Source organism: Daejeonella lutea, from assembly GCF_900168015.1.
Lineage (GTDB): Bacteria > Bacteroidota > Bacteroidia > Sphingobacteriales > Sphingobacteriaceae > Daejeonella > Daejeonella lutea.
This window is the reverse complement of sequence record NZ_FUYR01000002.1, coordinates 424,142-440,711: the sequence shown is the minus strand read 5'-3', so window position 1 is coordinate 440,711 and position 16,570 is coordinate 424,142. Positions and strand designations below refer to the sequence as shown.

General features: G+C 40.8%; 15 protein-coding genes. 10 read left to right on the top strand and 5 right to left on the bottom strand.

The window, feature by feature from the left end:
- The first annotated feature begins 521 nt into the window (after positions 1-521).
- The 7 genes from B5X60_RS10975 (at position 522) to B5X60_RS10940 (ending at position 8,883) form a co-directional block, all read left to right on the top strand.
- Entirely contained in the window at positions 522-2,027 is a 1,506-nt protein-coding gene (locus B5X60_RS10975; protein WP_079702735.1) for a Do family serine endopeptidase, read from the top strand.
- 64 nt (positions 2,028-2,091) lie between these two features.
- On the top strand, positions 2,092-2,751 hold the full coding sequence (gene pdeM / locus B5X60_RS10970; protein WP_079702734.1) for a ligase-associated DNA damage response endonuclease PdeM: 660 nt from the start codon (positions 2,092-2,094) through the stop codon (positions 2,749-2,751).
- A 135-nt stretch (positions 2,752-2,886) separates the two neighbouring features.
- Positions 2,887-3,672, top strand: a complete 786-nt coding sequence (locus tag B5X60_RS10965) for a succinate dehydrogenase cytochrome b subunit (protein WP_079702733.1) — start codon at positions 2,887-2,889, stop codon at positions 3,670-3,672.
- A 43-nt stretch (positions 3,673-3,715) separates the two neighbouring features.
- On the top strand, positions 3,716-5,650 hold the full coding sequence (locus B5X60_RS10960) for a fumarate reductase/succinate dehydrogenase flavoprotein subunit (RefSeq protein WP_079702732.1): 1,935 nt from the start codon (positions 3,716-3,718) through the stop codon (positions 5,648-5,650).
- A gap of 74 nt (positions 5,651-5,724) precedes the next feature.
- Entirely contained in the window at positions 5,725-6,492 is a 768-nt protein-coding gene (locus tag B5X60_RS10955; protein ID WP_079702731.1) for a succinate dehydrogenase/fumarate reductase iron-sulfur subunit, read from the top strand.
- Positions 6,493-6,782: 290 nt separating this feature from the next.
- A complete protein-coding gene (locus B5X60_RS10945; RefSeq protein ID WP_079702729.1) occupies positions 6,783-7,319 on the top strand; it encodes a hypothetical protein in 537 nt (178 codons plus the stop codon).
- Between the two features lie 163 nt (positions 7,320-7,482).
- A complete protein-coding gene (locus B5X60_RS10940; RefSeq protein WP_079702728.1) occupies positions 7,483-8,883 on the top strand; it encodes an MBL fold metallo-hydrolase RNA specificity domain-containing protein in 1,401 nt (466 codons plus the stop codon).
- Positions 8,884-8,920: 37 nt separating this feature from the next.
- On the opposite strand, the gene B5X60_RS10935 is transcribed toward B5X60_RS10940, so the two are convergent.
- Positions 8,921-10,495, bottom strand: coding sequence for a M28 family metallopeptidase (locus B5X60_RS10935; protein WP_079702727.1), 1,575 nt, complete (start codon positions 10,493-10,495; stop codon positions 8,921-8,923).
- Positions 10,496-10,618: 123 nt separating this feature from the next.
- Here B5X60_RS10935 and B5X60_RS10930 point away from each other — a divergent pair, with 123 nt between their 5' ends.
- Positions 10,619-11,968 carry a M20/M25/M40 family metallo-hydrolase gene (locus B5X60_RS10930; protein WP_079702726.1) on the top strand — a complete coding sequence of 450 codons (1,350 nt, stop codon included), beginning with the start codon at positions 10,619-10,621 and terminating at the stop codon, positions 11,966-11,968.
- Here B5X60_RS10930 and B5X60_RS10925 read toward each other — a convergent pair whose 3' ends face one another.
- Genes B5X60_RS10925 through B5X60_RS18305 form a run of 3 tightly spaced genes read right to left on the bottom strand, consistent with a single transcriptional unit; the run spans position 11,969 to position 13,849 of the window.
- Complete coding sequence (locus B5X60_RS10925) at positions 11,969-12,769, bottom strand: ABC transporter permease (protein WP_245803509.1); 801 nt, start codon at positions 12,767-12,769, stop codon at positions 11,969-11,971. It lies immediately after the preceding gene.
- Positions 12,766-13,671, bottom strand: a complete 906-nt coding sequence (locus B5X60_RS10920) for an ATP-binding cassette domain-containing protein (RefSeq protein ID WP_079702724.1) — start codon at positions 13,669-13,671, stop codon at positions 12,766-12,768. The genes B5X60_RS10925 and B5X60_RS10920 overlap by 4 nt, the downstream gene beginning before the upstream one ends.
- A 1-nt stretch (position 13,672) precedes the next feature.
- Entirely contained in the window at positions 13,673-13,849 is a 177-nt protein-coding gene (locus B5X60_RS18305; RefSeq protein ID WP_170878433.1) for a hypothetical protein, read from the bottom strand.
- 213 nt (positions 13,850-14,062) lie between these two features.
- On the opposite strand from B5X60_RS18305, the gene B5X60_RS10915 reads away from it, so the two are divergent.
- Both B5X60_RS10915 and B5X60_RS10910 read left to right on the top strand, forming a co-directional pair.
- Entirely contained in the window at positions 14,063-15,079 is a 1,017-nt protein-coding gene (locus B5X60_RS10915) for a sensor histidine kinase (protein ID WP_079702723.1), read from the top strand.
- Between the two features lies 1 nt (position 15,080).
- The gene (locus B5X60_RS10910) at positions 15,081-15,800 is read left to right on the top strand and encodes a LytR/AlgR family response regulator transcription factor (RefSeq protein WP_079702722.1); all 720 of its coding nucleotides are present in this window, start codon (positions 15,081-15,083) and stop codon (positions 15,798-15,800) included.
- A 2-nt stretch (positions 15,801-15,802) separates the two neighbouring features.
- On the opposite strand, the gene B5X60_RS10905 is transcribed toward B5X60_RS10910, so the two are convergent.
- Positions 15,803-16,546 carry a lysophospholipid acyltransferase family protein gene (locus B5X60_RS10905; protein WP_079702721.1) on the bottom strand — a complete coding sequence of 248 codons (744 nt, stop codon included), beginning with the start codon at positions 16,544-16,546 and terminating at the stop codon, positions 15,803-15,805.
- Between the last annotated feature and the right edge of the window lie 24 nt (positions 16,547-16,570).

Below are 16,570 nucleotides of genomic sequence, written 5' to 3'. Positions count from 1 at the left end.
AGTAACGTTGGAGTCCCTCTACACCTGCCCTTAAAATACTTCTACAACATAGAGAGGGCGAAACTGAAATTATGTCATATTTTTCTGAGTAACTGCCAGAAAGTTGCTTCACTATAAAAATATTTATGTCGCCATTTTGTTAACTTTTTGGCCCCTTCAAAACCTAGAAATTATTTACAAGTTGTGGGAGAAAACTTGGTGCAATTTATTCCGCACAAATCAGTCGGCAATAAGACCATTCATAAGAAGGCAACATTTAGCTTCATTAATAGCTGTTTTTGCTTACCTGTTTGAATCGATTACATGCTGGTTTATTTTGATCAGTTTGTTTTGATGAATATTTTTAATTTCGGAATGATAGGTGAAGGTATTGGAAGACTTGCGTAAACACCACTGTAACAATGGGATGATTTAACATATTTTAACACATTTTCGATACATTAAATGTTTGAACTCCGTTTAAGTGGTACTAATTTTGACCAAGCTAGTGTAAGGATATAAAGAACATAATAATTAAAAATATGAAGAAGATAGGTGTTACATTTTTGGCGGCATGTCTCGGGGGGGCAGTCGCTGTCGGCTCTTATAAGCTGATAGAGAACAAGTATCAGGACGGGATGTCATTTGAAGAAAAGCAGAAGGTCCATTTTACAAATAACCCCATACCAGCGATTAATTCTTCAACAGGAGATCTTGATTTTACACAGGCAGCAGCTGCGGTTACTCCGGCGGTAGTACATATAAAAACTACGTATAATAACCCGGGTGGTAGCGGTGGTCGTGATCAAATGCAGGATATGTTTGAAGATTTCTTTGGCGGGGGTGGTCGTCGCTCGAGAGGTCCTGCAATGGGTTCTGGTTCGGGCGTGATCATTTCGCCTGACGGATATATTGTTACTAATAATCACGTCGTTGAAAAGGCGGACAAAATCGATGTGATCTTACCCGATAAACGTTCGTTAGTTGCAAAGGTTATTGGACGTGATGCTAATACCGACCTTGCATTAATTAAAATTGAAGGTTCGGGCTACCCGATTGTAAAGTTGGGCAATTCTGATGACGTTCGTATTGGTGAATGGGTATTGGCTGTAGGTTATCCATTTGCTTTAAACACAACTGTAACTGCTGGAATCGTAAGTGCAAAAGGACGACAAATAGGTATTCTGGATAATACCGAACCATCTGAAAATGGGGAGCCTCAGGCCAGAACAGCGATTGAGTCGTTTATTCAGACCGATGCTGCAATTAACAGAGGTAACAGCGGAGGCGCACTTGTTAATACCAGAGGTGAATTGATCGGAGTGAACGCGGCTATCGCCTCGCAAAGTGGTAGTTACGAAGGTTATGGATTTGCAATCCCAATCAATCTGGCCAAAAAGGTTTTGGATGATTTTAAGTCATTTGGATCTGTTCGAAGAGGTTTCATAGGAGTTAACTTCACGGGCCTTGATGCTGAACAGGCAAAGCGCTTTGGAGTAAATGAAATTAATGGACTTTATGTAAATGGCGTGGTATCCGGCGGCGGTGCAGCTCAGGCTGGACTTCAGGAAGGGGATATTATCACGAAGGTTGAAGGCAAACAGATCTATGATCCGTCTGATCTTCAGGAGCGTATTGGCCGACTTGGCCCTGGTGACAAAGTAAATCTTACTTATTTGCGTGATGGCAGAGAATATTCAAAAAGCGTTACGTTAAAAGGCGAGGAGTCTATTAAAAATAATGATGCGAGATCAGCCAGCGTTGTTACGAAGAATCTCGGTGCTAGCTTTGCCCCTGTGAGTGATGTACTAAAGAAAAAATACAGAATTTCTTCTGGTGTTATCGTCACCAATGTCCAACAAGGTGGTTATTTTGACCAGATAGAGGTCCCACAGGGAACTGTTATAACGACAGTTAACGGACAGGCAGTCAATAAAAGTCAAGATATCGAAACTGCGATCACATCGAGCAAGAACAATATGGTTACCATCAATGGCTTTACACCAGACGGTAGCTCAATGAGATATCAATTCCCAATTCGGCGATAAGATTGGAGTAACTGAAATACGAAAGCCTTCCCAATTTTGGGGAGGCTTTTGTATTTTTGTGCTGATGATCTCCGAACCTCTTTCATTTAATTTTCTGGAACAAACTCTTCTTCTTCTTCCAGAAAAAGCCATTTTTTGGATAGAAGAAAAAACGCTGATTATAGCCGATATTCATTTAGGTAAGGTTGGTCATTTCCGGAAGGCGGGTATAGGTATCCCAAAGCAAATGGAACAGGATGATCTTGCACTTATTTCAGATCTTATTCACGAATATAAACCAGGGAAAATTATATTTCTTGGAGATCTTTTTCATAGCGATATGAATAATGACTGGGATTGGCTAGTCATGTGGCGGTCGTTGTTCAAAAAAATTGAAATGGTTTTAGTCTTAGGCAACCATGACATTTTGAACAAAAAATTTTATGCTGACCTGAATTTCGAACTGTATGAATCATTGCCTTTTGGACCATTTCTGTTTTCACATGAACCAATAAAGGCGAAGGACCTTGCAGGCATCGGTGCTTATGTAATTTGCGGCCACATCCATCCAGGCGTAACTCTAAAAGGGGGCGGCAGACAAATTCTTACTTTGCCGTGTTTTCATTTTGGAAAATATCAAGCAATCATTCCCGCATTTGGAAAATTCACGGGTAAGGTGTGTGTGAAGAATGTCAGAGGCGACAAAGTATTTGCAGTTGTTAGGAATAAAGTCATTAGCTTTTGATATTTAAGCCTTTACATCCTAAAATTTAGATCGATTCTAAATAGACAAATTTTGCTAGTATAACTTTGGTTGCAACGGGTTTTTTACCATATAATGATAAATTTGCTCCCAGAATAAAAAATATAATACAAGGTAATGAGCAATTTCGCAAAAACGTTCTCATCCTCATTGGGAAAAAAACTGATAATGGCCGCCACAGGCTTATTCCTCTGCACTTTCCTGATCGTACACTTAGTTGGGAATCTTCAGTTATTTAAAGATGATGCAGGCCAGGCATTTAATGCTTACGCATACTTTATGACACATTTCACGCCCATTAAAGTCGTATCTTATTTATTGTATGCTTCGATTATAATACATGCTGTTTATGCATTGGTAATTACAATGGGCAACAAGAAGGCACGACCAATTGGATATGCAGTTCAGGCTGGAAGTCAGAATAGTCCATGGACATCCCGCAATATGGGGATTCTGGGAACGGTTCTTCTCGTATTCATAGTGATCCACATGAGCAATTTCTGGTGGAAATATCATAATGCAGAATTGCCTTACGCTAAGTATGAAATTAGTCTGGATGACCCGAGTGATATAACGGTTTCAGAACTTCCGTGGGATGCAAAAAGACTCGTCCATTCCGATTATGTTGACACCCAGGCTGGAAAGCAGGTGATCGTATCAAAGGATCTTTATAAAGTAGTTGCGCATTCATTCAAAACAGGCTGGTATGTGCTGCTTTATGTTATTTCTATGGCTGCATTAGCTTTCCATTTGATCCACGGCTTTAGGAGTGCTTTTCAAACCGTTGGTTGGGATAATAGAAAGTATGTGCCCATTATACGATTTTTCGGCGTTTGGATTTTTGGAGTACTGATCCCAGTGCTGTTTGCGGCGATGCCAGTTTACTTTTACTTTTTTAAATAAGATTTACATTCTCTGAGCGATCAGATTAAAATAAATTTCTGAGATGAAATTAGATGCTAAAATTCCGGAAGGCCCATTGGCTCAAAAATGGTCAAAACATAAATTTAACCTCAAACTGGTTAATCCGGCGAACAAGCGTAAGTATACAGTAATTGTTGTTGGTACTGGACTAGCAGGTGCCTCTGCTGCGGCTTCACTCGCAGAACTTGGGTATAATGTAAAAGCATTTTGTTTTCAGGACAGCCCGAGGAGGGCACACTCAATAGCTGCGCAGGGTGGAATAAATGCTGCAAAGAATTACCAGAACGATGGTGATAGCGTTCATCGTCTATTTTACGATACAATTAAAGGTGGAGATTACCGTGCTCGTGAAGGCAATGTTTACAGGCTTGCTGAAGTTTCCGTAAATATAATTGATCAATGTGTAGCTCAAGGTGTTCCTTTCGCAAGAGAATACGGCGGCTTGCTTGATAACCGTTCATTTGGTGGCTCGCAGGTATCACGTACTTTCTATGCACGTGGCCAAACCGGGCAACAATTATTACTGGGTGCTTATTCAGCGCTTAACCGTCAAATCAATCTGGGTAAAGTGAAAATGTACACTCGTCATGAAATGATGGATGTAGTGACAGTTGACGGTGAAGCTAAAGGTATAGTAACCCGTGACCTGATAAACGGAGCAATTGAGACTCATGCCGCACATGCAGTATTATTATGTACTGGTGGATATGGGAATGTTTTCTACCTTTCTACCAACGCTATGGGCTGTAATGTTACGGCGGCATGGAAAGCACACAAACGTGGGGCTTATTTCGCAAACCCATGTTTCACCCAGATCCACCCAACTTGTATTCCTGTCACTGGTGATCATCAGTCGAAACTGACATTAATGTCTGAGTCATTACGGAATGACGGTAGGGTTTGGGCTCCAAAAACGGTCGAGCTTGCTCAGAAGCTTCGCAGGGGCGAGTTGAAAGTAACAGATCTAAAAGAAGAAGACAGAGATTACTTCCTGGAGCGTAAATATCCTGCATTTGGTAATCTTGTTCCGCGCGATGTAGCATCAAGGAACGCCAAAGAAATGGTTGATGAAGGTCGCGGTGTTGGAGCTTCTGGAATCGCCGTATATCTTGACTTCGCAGAGGCAATTGGCCGTTTAGGCGAGGATACCGTTCGCGCAAAATATGGTAACCTGTTTGATATGTATCAGCAGATCACCGACGAAAATCCATACAAACAACCTATGCGGATTTATCCGGCAGTTCACTATACAATGGGCGGCTTATGGGTCGATTATAACTTACAAACAACGGTTAAAGGTCTCTATTGTCTTGGCGAGGCTAACTTCTCTGATCACGGTGCTAACCGTTTAGGTGCTTCTGCGCTAATGCAGGGTCTCGCAGATGGTTATTTTGTGATTCCTTATACTTTAGGGGATTATCTGGCGAATATTGGTCCTAAAGCAGTTGACACCAGTCATCCGGCTTTTGAGGAAACCAAAAGAAGTGTTGTTGAACGAATTAATAAATTATTATCTCTGAAGGGTACCAAGACGGCAAACGAGTATCATCGTGAACTTGGACATATTATGTGGGAATATTGCGGTATGGCCAGAACTGAAGAGGGATTAATCAAAGCGAAAGGACTGATTCAGGCACTTCGGGCAGACTTCTGGCAAAATGCACGTGTTTCCGGCATTAACGAAGAGTTTAATCAAAACCTGGAGAATGCTGGCCGCATAGCCGACTTTTTGGAGTTGGGAGAGTTGATGGTCGATGATGCACTTGACCGCAAGGAATCATGTGGCGGCCACTTCCGACTGGAAAGCCAGACTGACGAGGGGGAAGCGTTACGTGACGACGATAACTATGCTTATGCTGCTGCATGGGAGTATAAAGGAGACAACCAGCCCGAGCAATTGCACAAAGAGGAGCTGGTTTTTGAAAATGTTAAATTATCACAACGGAGTTATAAATAATTAGAAACGAGAAGCGAGAAACGAGACTTTTTCCGATCTCGCTTCTTGTATTTCGCATCTCAAATCTCAAGAAAATGAGTGAAAATATGAATTTGACGTTAAAGGTTTGGCGTCAGAAAAATGCCGACACTAAAGGTAATTTCGTTACCTATAAAGCTGACCATGTGTCCCCGGATATGTCATTCCTCGAGATGCTGGATGTGGTTAATGAGGATCTAGTTAAAAAGGGTGATGATCCGATTCACTTTGACCATGATTGTCGTGAAGGTATTTGTGGATCTTGCTCCCTTCACATTAATGGTAGACCACACGGGCCTAAACAGGGTATAGCAACTTGCCAGCTTCATATGCGCAGTTTCAAAAACAACGATACAGTTGTGATTGAACCATGGCGTGCCGAAGCATTTCCTGTTATAAAGGATCTTGCCACCAACAGATCAGCTTTTGATCGGATTCAAGTTGCCGGAGGCTTTGTTTCCGTGAATACCGGAGGAGTACCTGATGCAAATGTTATTCCGATTCCGAAAGTAATCGCTGATGAGGCGTTTAACTCTGCAACATGTATTGGATGTGGTGCATGTGTAGCCGCTTGTAAAAATGCATCAGCTATGTTATTTGTGTCAGCGAAAGTATCCCAGATGGCATTACTGCCACAGGGCCAGCCGGAACGCTACCGCAGGGTACAGGCAATGGTTGCTCAGATGGATGCCGAAGGATTTGGTAGCTGCACCAACACGGGTGCTTGCGAGGCGGAGTGTCCAAAGGAAATTTCAATAACTAACATCGCAAGGATGAACAGAGATTATTTCACTGCGAAATTATTTAAAGAAGAAGAAGTCTGATTTTGCTTAAAAGTTTTGGAAAGCCCGGGTATTCAAAATGCCCGGGCTTTTTGTGTTTTACAAAAAAAGATTTGACGATGAAATCATGTACATAATATTCTTTAATGGAAAAGAGATCATTTCGTGGATAAATTTCCCCAAGCGGGGAAAGACATCCCGGCCTTGTAAAAACGAAGTTTCTCAAAAATTGTGTTTTAAGCAAGATGACGCTATTTACGGCTTTTGGACTTTGCTTTGTCTATATAAGTCCAAACAAGACTAATCTGAACTTAAATCACAATAACTATACTATGAAAAAGGTATTTCTTTTAATCGCATTCGTTACTATATCAATCATCAGCAACAAATCATTTGCTCAAACTGCAAATGCAAACATCACACTATCTGATGTATTATCATTCTCAGTTAGCCAGCCGGCAGCTCTTGATGTAAACTTCGATACCGAAGCAAAGTATAACAATGGTATCACATCTTTAGCAACCGACCACATCACGGTAATTTCATCAAGGGGTTATGTTGTTAAGGCAATTGCTGGAACAGTAACAGGTACGGCAGCATTGGCACCGGGTTCAGTAAAGTTAACTCCGGCTATCGGTGCAACTAACGCAGGAAACTCTGCAGGTATAACTTACGGATCAGCAGTTACATTACCTGCATCGGGTGGTACAGCTGCAACAGTGATAACTGCTACTAATACTTCATGGAGCGGTGCTAATTCAACAAACAAGTTCAACGTTTCATACCTGATCGGTGCTGGTGGTACGTACGCTGGTAAAGCAACAGGATTGAACGTTATTCCGGTCGTATATACGGTAACTCAACAATAAGGATTTAGATTAAATTAAACTCTCCAATTACGAAAGTCCCGTGAAAGCGGGACTTTTTTTGTTTCACCCATTTGGATTGCCCTTGCGGTTTTTACGGAATTTTGCTGCTTCTTGAGTTTCGGTCTAATTTGGCCGATATGTTGCTATATTCATAAAAAAAAATATGCGCATAAGTTTCCACGGAGCTGCCCGTAATGTTACCGGTAGCAAACATCTTCTTACTTTAGATAACGGAATTCAGATACTTCTTGACTGTGGAATGTTCCAGGGAATGGGTGAACAAACCGATGAATTGAACGAACATTTTGGCTTCGACCCTGCGAAAGTCAGCTATCTTGTACTGAGCCACGCGCACATTGATCATAGCGGCCTAATTCCCAGGTTGGTTTCACAAGGCTTTTCTGGTCCAATATTTTGCACACCGCCAACCATGGAGCTTACGAAAATATTATTGCTGGATTCGGCTAAAATTCAGGAACAGGACGCAGAATATAGTAACAAGAATCGCATTCGCAATGGCGAGCAGCTAGTCAAGCCACTTTATGATGAAGATGACGCGATTCGGGCTATAGGGCAGTTTAAGATCGTTGAATATAATACAGATCATCCGATCACTGATGGTGTAACTATTAATTTTACCGACGCTGGCCATATAATCGGGAGCGCGGCGGTTCATCTTAGTATCCAAGAGAATGGTAAAACTACAAGAATATCCTTTAGCGGGGATGTTGGTCGATATGATGACTTAATCTTGAAGGCTCCTCAACGATTTCCACAAGCTGACTATATCTTACTGGAATCTACATACGGGGATACGTTACACAAAGATGCAGAAGCAGCCGAAGGGCTTCTGAAAGATATTATCAACCAAACATGCGTTATTCGGAAAGGGAAAGTTGTTATCCCGGCATTCAGCGTAGGCCGCACACAAGAATTACTCTACTTGTTAAACGGTCTCGAAGAAAAAGGAATTCTACCCGATGTAAAATATTATGTCGATAGTCCCTTATCCGCAAAAGCTACTCATGTAGTGAAAAATCATTCAGATGAGTTAAACAGGGACGTGCATGAAATTATGAAGACCGATGAAGATCCCTTTCACTTTAAAAATTTAACTTTTATACAGGACTCTTTACAATCAAAAGCGCTCAATACAAATCCAGAGCCCTGCGTAATTATTTCCGCTTCAGGTATGGCTGAGGCTGGTCGCGTTAAACATCACGTTAGAAACAATGTAGGAAATGAAAAAAATACCATACTCATGGTTGGTTACTGTGAACCAGCATCATTAGCTGGCAAATTGCTTAACGGAAATAAGACAGTGCATATATTCGGAGAGGAATATGATGTGAGGGCGGATATAAGATCAATCCGGTCGATGAGTGCCCATGGGGATTACGAGGATCTTTTAAATTTTATTTCCTGTCAGGAAGCAAGTCAGGTGAAGAGAGTCTTTTTGATACATGGGGAATATGATGTACAGGAAGCTTTCCGAGAAAAAGTTATGAATAAAGGTTTTGAAAATGTAGAGATTCCTGATAGGCACCAGGAATTTATTCTTTAATAAAAAAGGGAAGCAAAAGCTTCCCCTTTTTTATTAATTAGTTAGTACCCTGTGCTTTCGGTAATTCTTTTCTTGGAATCTTCGCTTGCCGCTGAGCGGTATTATATACAAGTGCCGCAATGATAGTAGCAGATTGTTTAAGATCATCTGCAATCAGGCGATCGTAAGTGTCCATATTTGAATGATGTGTCCTGGTATTGTAATCAATTCCATCCTGGATAAATTGAAACCCTGGTATTCCAACCGCATCAAATGCCAGGTGATCTGTACCTCCGGTGTTGCGACTCGTGATGGTTGTTGCATCTAAATCTTTAAACGGAGACAACCATGTTTGAAAAATTGGTGCGGCGGCATTATTACCTTGTAAATAAATGCCCCGAATTTTACCTGTTCCGTTGTCAAGGTTATAGTAGGCAGAAACTTTTTCATGTTCGGGTTTTAGTTCCATTGTACGGGGATTGCCGAAATGATTGGCTACATAACCCCTTGAGCCAAATAAACCCTGTTCTTCAGACGACCAAAGGGCTATACGGATTGTTCTCTTTGGATTAAGGTTCTGAGCAGCTATGATTCTCACTGCTTCCATCATCACGGCACAACCAGCAGCATTATCAGTAGCTCCAGTTGCTGCATGCCACGAATCGAGGTGCCCGCCAAGCATGACCAATTCATCTTTTAGATCTTTATCGGTTCCAGGAATTTCAGCAATTACGTTATACCCTTGAAGATCATTATTAAAAAATTGAGTTTTAATATCAGCTTCAAGTTCCACTTTGATTCCTGCTTTTACAAGGCGGACTATACGAAGATAATCTTCGGGTGACATTTCTAGTTCCGGAAGCACTGGAGCCGCGTCTTCTGCGTACGATGCACCGTTGGTGGTAAACAGGGTTCCGTGTGCACCTCGTCCCATACTGAGGAGAAGTCCGGCACCTTCTGCTTTCAGGAATTCGCCAATTTGAGTTCTCATTGCCCGCACCCTGCGTAACTGGGCCATTTGGTTAGCATTTGCGCCTGCGCCGGCACCTTGCCTTGCTGGTTGAGCAGTTTGCGGTTCCGCAATCTTGGAAAGTTCATCTTCTGTGTAACGATTTGCATCGGCTCTAAATGTGGGAGCTAGTGATGCAGGAGAGTCAAATATTACAATCTTGCCTTTCAGTTTACCTTTAAATGGGTCCATTTTAAGGATCGTATCAATTTTAGTGATGTCGATTATGACAACATCAGACTTTACTGCACCATTCGTACCGGGTGTCCACGCTTTTGGTGTAGCGATAATTGCATGATAGTACGGGGCTATCATAGCTACGTAGTTTTTCTCAACCTGCCAACCTTTTCCAAACTTACCCCATGGTTCCAATTTAACATTTTTTAATCCGTATGATTTAAGTGTATTCACCGCCCAATCCTGTGCTCGCTTAAGTCCGGGAGAATTAGAAAGCCTGGGACCGGAAACGTCTGTCAGATAAAATGCCGTTTTCATAACCTGAGAATTGTTTAAACCTTCATTCCGGATTTTTTGCATTATTACAGGATCAACGTTATCCTGCTGCGCGAAGCCGGTGAGAGTTAAGGCTCCAAAAGCCACTAGAATTAGAAAATGTTTTTTCATATATAATTGGTTTTAATTTTTATTTTGAAGGTAACAAACTTAATGTATCATCCGAATTGTAATTATCCTTCAAATCATTAGGTTTGATATTATTTGGTTTTATCTCCAATTGACGAAATATTTATGAAATATTTACTTCTTGTTTTATTTTCTTTCTCAGGATTTTGTGGCTTTTCGCAGGCGATTATTGTCAGACAGGACGAAGTAATTAAAAAGATGGTTGACGAAGTTTCTGACAAGAATATAGAATCAAATGTCAGAAAACTGGTGACTTTTCAGACCCGGCACAGCCTGAGTGACACAACGAGCACAACGACAGGTATAGGAGCTGCAAGAAACTGGATCCGATCGGAAATGGCCCGTTACTCGCGAGAATCGGGAGGACGTCTGAAAGCAGAGTTTGATGTTTTTACGCAGCCTGCTGATGGCCGAAGAGTTCCGGTTCCAACAGTAATGAAAAATGTCCTTGGGATTTTGCCTGGTACCGATCAATTAGATGACCGGGTTTTTATAGTTTCTGGTCATTACGATTCCCGTGCATCTGATGTGAATGACTCTAAGATTTACGCCCCGGGCGCTAACGATGATGCGTCTGGGACTTCTGCTGTTATGGAGTTAGCTAGAGTAATGAGTAAATACAAATTTAACTGCACAATCATTTTTGTGGCTATGGTCGCCGAAGAGCAAGGCTTATACGGTGCAGTAAATCTTGCGAAACGAGCTAAAGAGTCCGGGTGGAATGTTGCTGGGATGATCACCAATGATATCGTTGGTAATACCTACGGAATGGAAACTGGTCTGAAAGATAATAACAGTGTGAGAATTTTTAGCGAAGGGGTTTCGGTGGTTGAAACTCCCGCAGAAGCTACAATACGTACCAGTACAGGGTCTGAAAATGATGGACGAGCCAGGCAGTTTGCTCGTTATATCAAAGAAGTGGGTGAACGATATGTTGACCAGCTTGAGGTGAAACTTATTTATCGTCGCGACAGGTACCTTCGCGGCGGGGACCATACACCCTTTTCACAAGCAGGTTATCCGGGTGTGCGGATCACCGAAATGAACGAGAATTTTGAACGTCAGCACCAGACTGTTCGCAAGGAAAATGGTATTGACTATGGCGACCTGCCAGATTTTGTTGACTATCCATATACCCAAAAAGTCACCCGAATGAACCTCGCATCGCTTGCTAACCTCGCTTTATCCCCTCGTGAGCCGGAAAATGTTGGTGTAATTACCAGCCAGCTAACCAATAAAACTATGTTGAAATGGGAGAAGCCAAACGGAGAGAGCCCTGCTGGATACTATGTCTTAATGAGAGAAACAAGCAGTCCGGTATGGGAACGGAAGTTTTTTACAACAAATACAAATCTGGAGCTGAATTACTCAAAGGATAATTATTTTTTTGGTGTACAATCTGTAGATGCCGAAGGCCATGAGAGCCTTGTAATTATTCCGAAAGCAGTGCGCTAGCTATTTTATATTTCTTTTATTTATTACGAAATACCCAATAACGAAAGTTATAACCGCTACTCCCAGGCTAATATAAATCTCCTTATCCATCAGGTCGAAGACGCGTTGCTTATCTTCACGACCCATTATTTGACCCATTATATTTTGCAAAGCCAGCATAGGGTGTGCAAATGGGATGGTATATGCATATTTCCAACCAAGGTTAGCCGTAATAATACCAAAAACCGTAAAAAGGAACCCGATCCCCATTGGTTTAAGAAAATCTGCCCATAGCAGGCTAAACAAGAATTGAATGGATAAAATGCCGGTAGAGGCAAGGAACAACTTCAGGTGCATTTTAAACAGGAGGCCTGAAATATCGTATTGATTGAATTTAAATTCTGGAACAAAGAAATTCATTATGTATCCGGAGGCGAATATGAATGACGCAAATAAGCTGATACACAAGGCATTTAGAAATAGAGCATAAAAATATTTTGCCGAATAAATGCTCCATTTTGAGATGGGAAGAGAAAATAAGCTTTTCCACATCTCCGACCTGTGCTCGATATTATTGATTGAAAAAGTTTGGAAAATAACCAGCATTGGTATCAACAGACTTCCCATAACACCCAGGAAAGCACCCACAAATCTGAACCATTGGGTTTCTGCCGGAAAGGGAATTATTTTTGCCGAATTATAGTAAAAACCGAATGAGATAAGACAGCATAAAACAAGGGGAAATAAAATAGCAGACCAGAACGCAAGAGTTTTACGTGTCTTATAAAACTCAGATTTTAGAGAAAGTATAAATCCTTTCATGATTGAGTGATAGATAAAAATAGATCTTCCAGATTCTCTCTGCTTTGACTGATGCTGTATACCTGATGTTTGTTACTGACGAGAAAAGCAGTGACATCTGCAACTTCACCGAGGGTTGTAAAGGGGATGCGGATCGTGTCGGAAATAACTTCTGCGTGGTAGCCGTTTCTTAATAATAGATTTGCACTCTCCACTAGATCTGCGGTGACAATGACTATTTGGCTTTTACTTACTCCATGAAGTTCCTCAATTGTTCCCTGAAATAGTAATTTCCCGTGGTTAATGATACCAACATGGGTTATCATTTTTTCTACTTCAGAAAGCAGGTGGCTGGATATAAATACAGTCTTACCCTGTTCCTTAACAAGTTTTTGAAGCAGGTGCCGAACTTCTATGATTCCGTTGGGATCAAGGCCGTTCGTGGGCTCATCCAGGATAAGAAGTGGCGGGTCGGGGAGCAAAGCAAGGCCAATGCCCAGCCGTTGTTTCATCCCAAGAGAGTATTTTCCAGCTTTTTTCTCTGCACTTTCTGTAAGTTCAACAAGATCAAGGATTTCATTTACTCTTGCAGAAGTCAGTTGTAGTAATCTTGCCCTGTTAACCAGGTTTTCACGTCCTGTAAGATGAAAATATATCGCTGGCTGTTCAATCAATGATCCAATCCGTGACAAGACATCGATCCGGTGATCGTTTAGTTCTTGTCCAAACAAGAAAACATTCTTCTCCTTCGAGTGGAGCAAATTAAGTAGTATCTTAATAGTGGTTGTTTTGCCTGCACCATTAGGCCCGAGAAATCCGTAGATAGTGCCTGGAGGAACCCTCAGCGAAATCTGGTCTAAAACTTTTTGATCCCCAAAAACATACGACAGGTCTCTTGTCTCAATTACAAATTCTGCCGGCATATTACTTTACAGCAGCCTGGATAAGAGTTTTGATAGTTGGAACTTGTAAGCCTATGCTAGCCTGCTGTTTTGCAACCGGAATTTCATTATTAACGTTCAATGCCAATATTCCGATTAGCAGAAACAGTGGAACCAATAACATTATAAATGGCGAAGTGATATTAGTAAGCTTTTTCATTGTTGTGAGGTTTGTGTTTGATTTAGTGAAACAAAGAAATACTTAATAAAATTGATCTTAAAAAGTATTAGACCAAGCACCCTTTTATACAGACGAACGGCATTTATAAGACAAAATCTTGCAGATAGCTTTTTAAGGCCAGTTCGCAGATTGATTTCGCCCGTTGGTCGAAACCATCAAGATGTTCATAGGTGGAAACAGTACTTTTAAATTATGAATAAGTTCCAGCAGATATTTCTTCATGTCGCGGTTTGGGCCTTTCTTATTGTACTGTTCATGTTTATGACGACAAGAGGAAGTATTAATCACACTACTATAATTGTTTTTATTTATTTCGGGATTATTAATATTTCCCTGTTCTATATAAATTTCCTCTTAATACTTCCCACATTTCTTGACCGAAAGAGATATTTGTGGTGCGGTCTGGCAATTGTCGTTGTTATACTTGTGTTTGCCTTTATAAAATGTGGCCTGGCATATTATTTCTATGATGTTATTCTAACCAGAGTCGAAGGCGATAAGAAGACTTACATAAATTTTTGGGAGTATTTCCTAATTACTGTTTTAGTTAGCGGTTTCTTCATATTTCTAAGCACCATTCTGAAATTTATTATAGACTGGTTTCGTAATGAGAAAATTAGAAGTAACCTTGAAAATGAAAAACTGATTTCTGAACTGGCTTTTCTAAAGTCCCAGATCAATCCACATTTTCTATTTAATTCCCTAAATAATATCTACTCGCTGGCTTATCAGAAATCCGAAAAAACTCCTGAAGCAGTTTTAAAACTGTCGGAAATTATGAGGTATATGCTTTACGAGAGCAATGAAAATCTGGTTAAACTGGATGACGAAATCAGGTACGTCGAGAATTATATTGAACTTCAAAAGCTGAGATTTAAGGAACAGGTGCATATCAGATTTGAAATTGATGGTGACACACACAGTAAAAAGATAACGCCTTTGGTGCTAATTTCTTTTGTAGAAAATGCCTTTAAACACGGTATTGCCACAGATAAGGATAACCCCTTAACTATCGTTTTGAATGTTAAATCAGATAAGTTATTCTTTCAGGTGATTAATAAAAAAAGCAATCTTAATAAGGATGATACAGGAGGAATCGGATTGCAGAACGTAAAAAGACGACTTGATCTTCTCTATAAGGGGCAGTACCGGCTGCATATTGAGGATAATGAAGCGGTATATAATTGTGAATTATATTTAAATTTATAAAATGATACGCTGCCTTGTTGTAGACGATGAGCCGCTTGCGCTTGATATTCTCGAAGACTATATTAGTAAAGTGCCTTTTTTAACGCTTGTTAAAACTACAACTAGCGCTATTGAAGGATTATCTCTTGTTCAGAGCGATGCCATCGATCTTGTCTTTTTGGATGTGCAAATGCCTGAATTAACAGGAATTCAGTTCTTGAAGATTATCAACGGGAAATGTGATGTCATTCTTACTACGGCATATTCTCAATATGCCCTAGATGGATATGAGCTTGATGTGGTAGATTATCTGCTAAAACCCATTGCTTTTGACAGATTTTATAAGGCCGCTCAAAAGGTGCTTCAAAATAATGGCAATAGTAATGTTGCTCCCCCAGAGCAAGCCCCGGCATCAACCAGTCACGATTTTATCTTTGTGAAAACTGAGCACAAAATTCAGAAGATATACCTGGATGACATTTTATATATCGAAGGACTAAAGGATTACATTTCAATATTCACAAAGACTGAACGGATAATTACCCTTCAAAACATGAAAAAGATGGAGGAATCTTTGCCAGGAAAGTCATTCATTCGCGTCCACAAATCATACATTATTGCCGTTGGAAAAATTGAAAGTATAGAACGTAGTCGAATCCAGATAGGCGATAAAATAATCCCAATCGGTGACACTTATCGGGAGTATTTCTTCAAACAGATTGAGGATAAAAATATTGGATAATATCAGATCAAAGTTTGTTCAACTTCATCCCGGATCTGTTTTTCCACTTTTAACATTAATTCTTCAAGCGGACCTCCTGTGTATTCTATGGGCTCAAGTACACTCCAGGTCATCTTTTCACCAAAGCTTAGAGGAAAGGTTCCATAACGGACAAATTTCCATGATCCCGTTATAGCAACCGGGACAATTAAGGCATTTGGACAGCGTTTTAAAAGAGTAGCCACACCCCCTACCGCGAACTGTTTTATCCTGCCATCACGTGAGCGTGTACCCTCAGGGAAGATAACCGCCGACCAGTTGTTTTGCTTCATCCGTTCTCCTAATTTCAGGATCTCGGCAATTGCCTGCTTACTATCTTTGCGGTCAATATTTGCACCACCGCCATATTTAAGGTTAAACGATATGCTGGGAATACCTTTTGTTAGCTCGATTTTCGAAATAAATTTAGCGTGATGTTTACGGAGGAACCAGATAAGTGGTGGTATATCGTACATGCTCTGGTGATTTGCAGTAAATATGATCGGACGGTTGCCCGGTAGATCAAACCTGTTAGTAAATTTGATGCTGCTGCCCAGAATATAATATGTTCCAAGCAGGAACAAATTCATGATATCTACAGACTTTTTGTGGGCTTCCAATCCGCCCGCCTTTAGCGAGATCCATTGTATTGGGTGGAAAATACAAAGTACCAATCCGAAAAATAAATAATGTATCGGAGTAAACAGGTAGCCGAGGAGCTTGTTCATAACTGCAAAAATATACCCTTATTT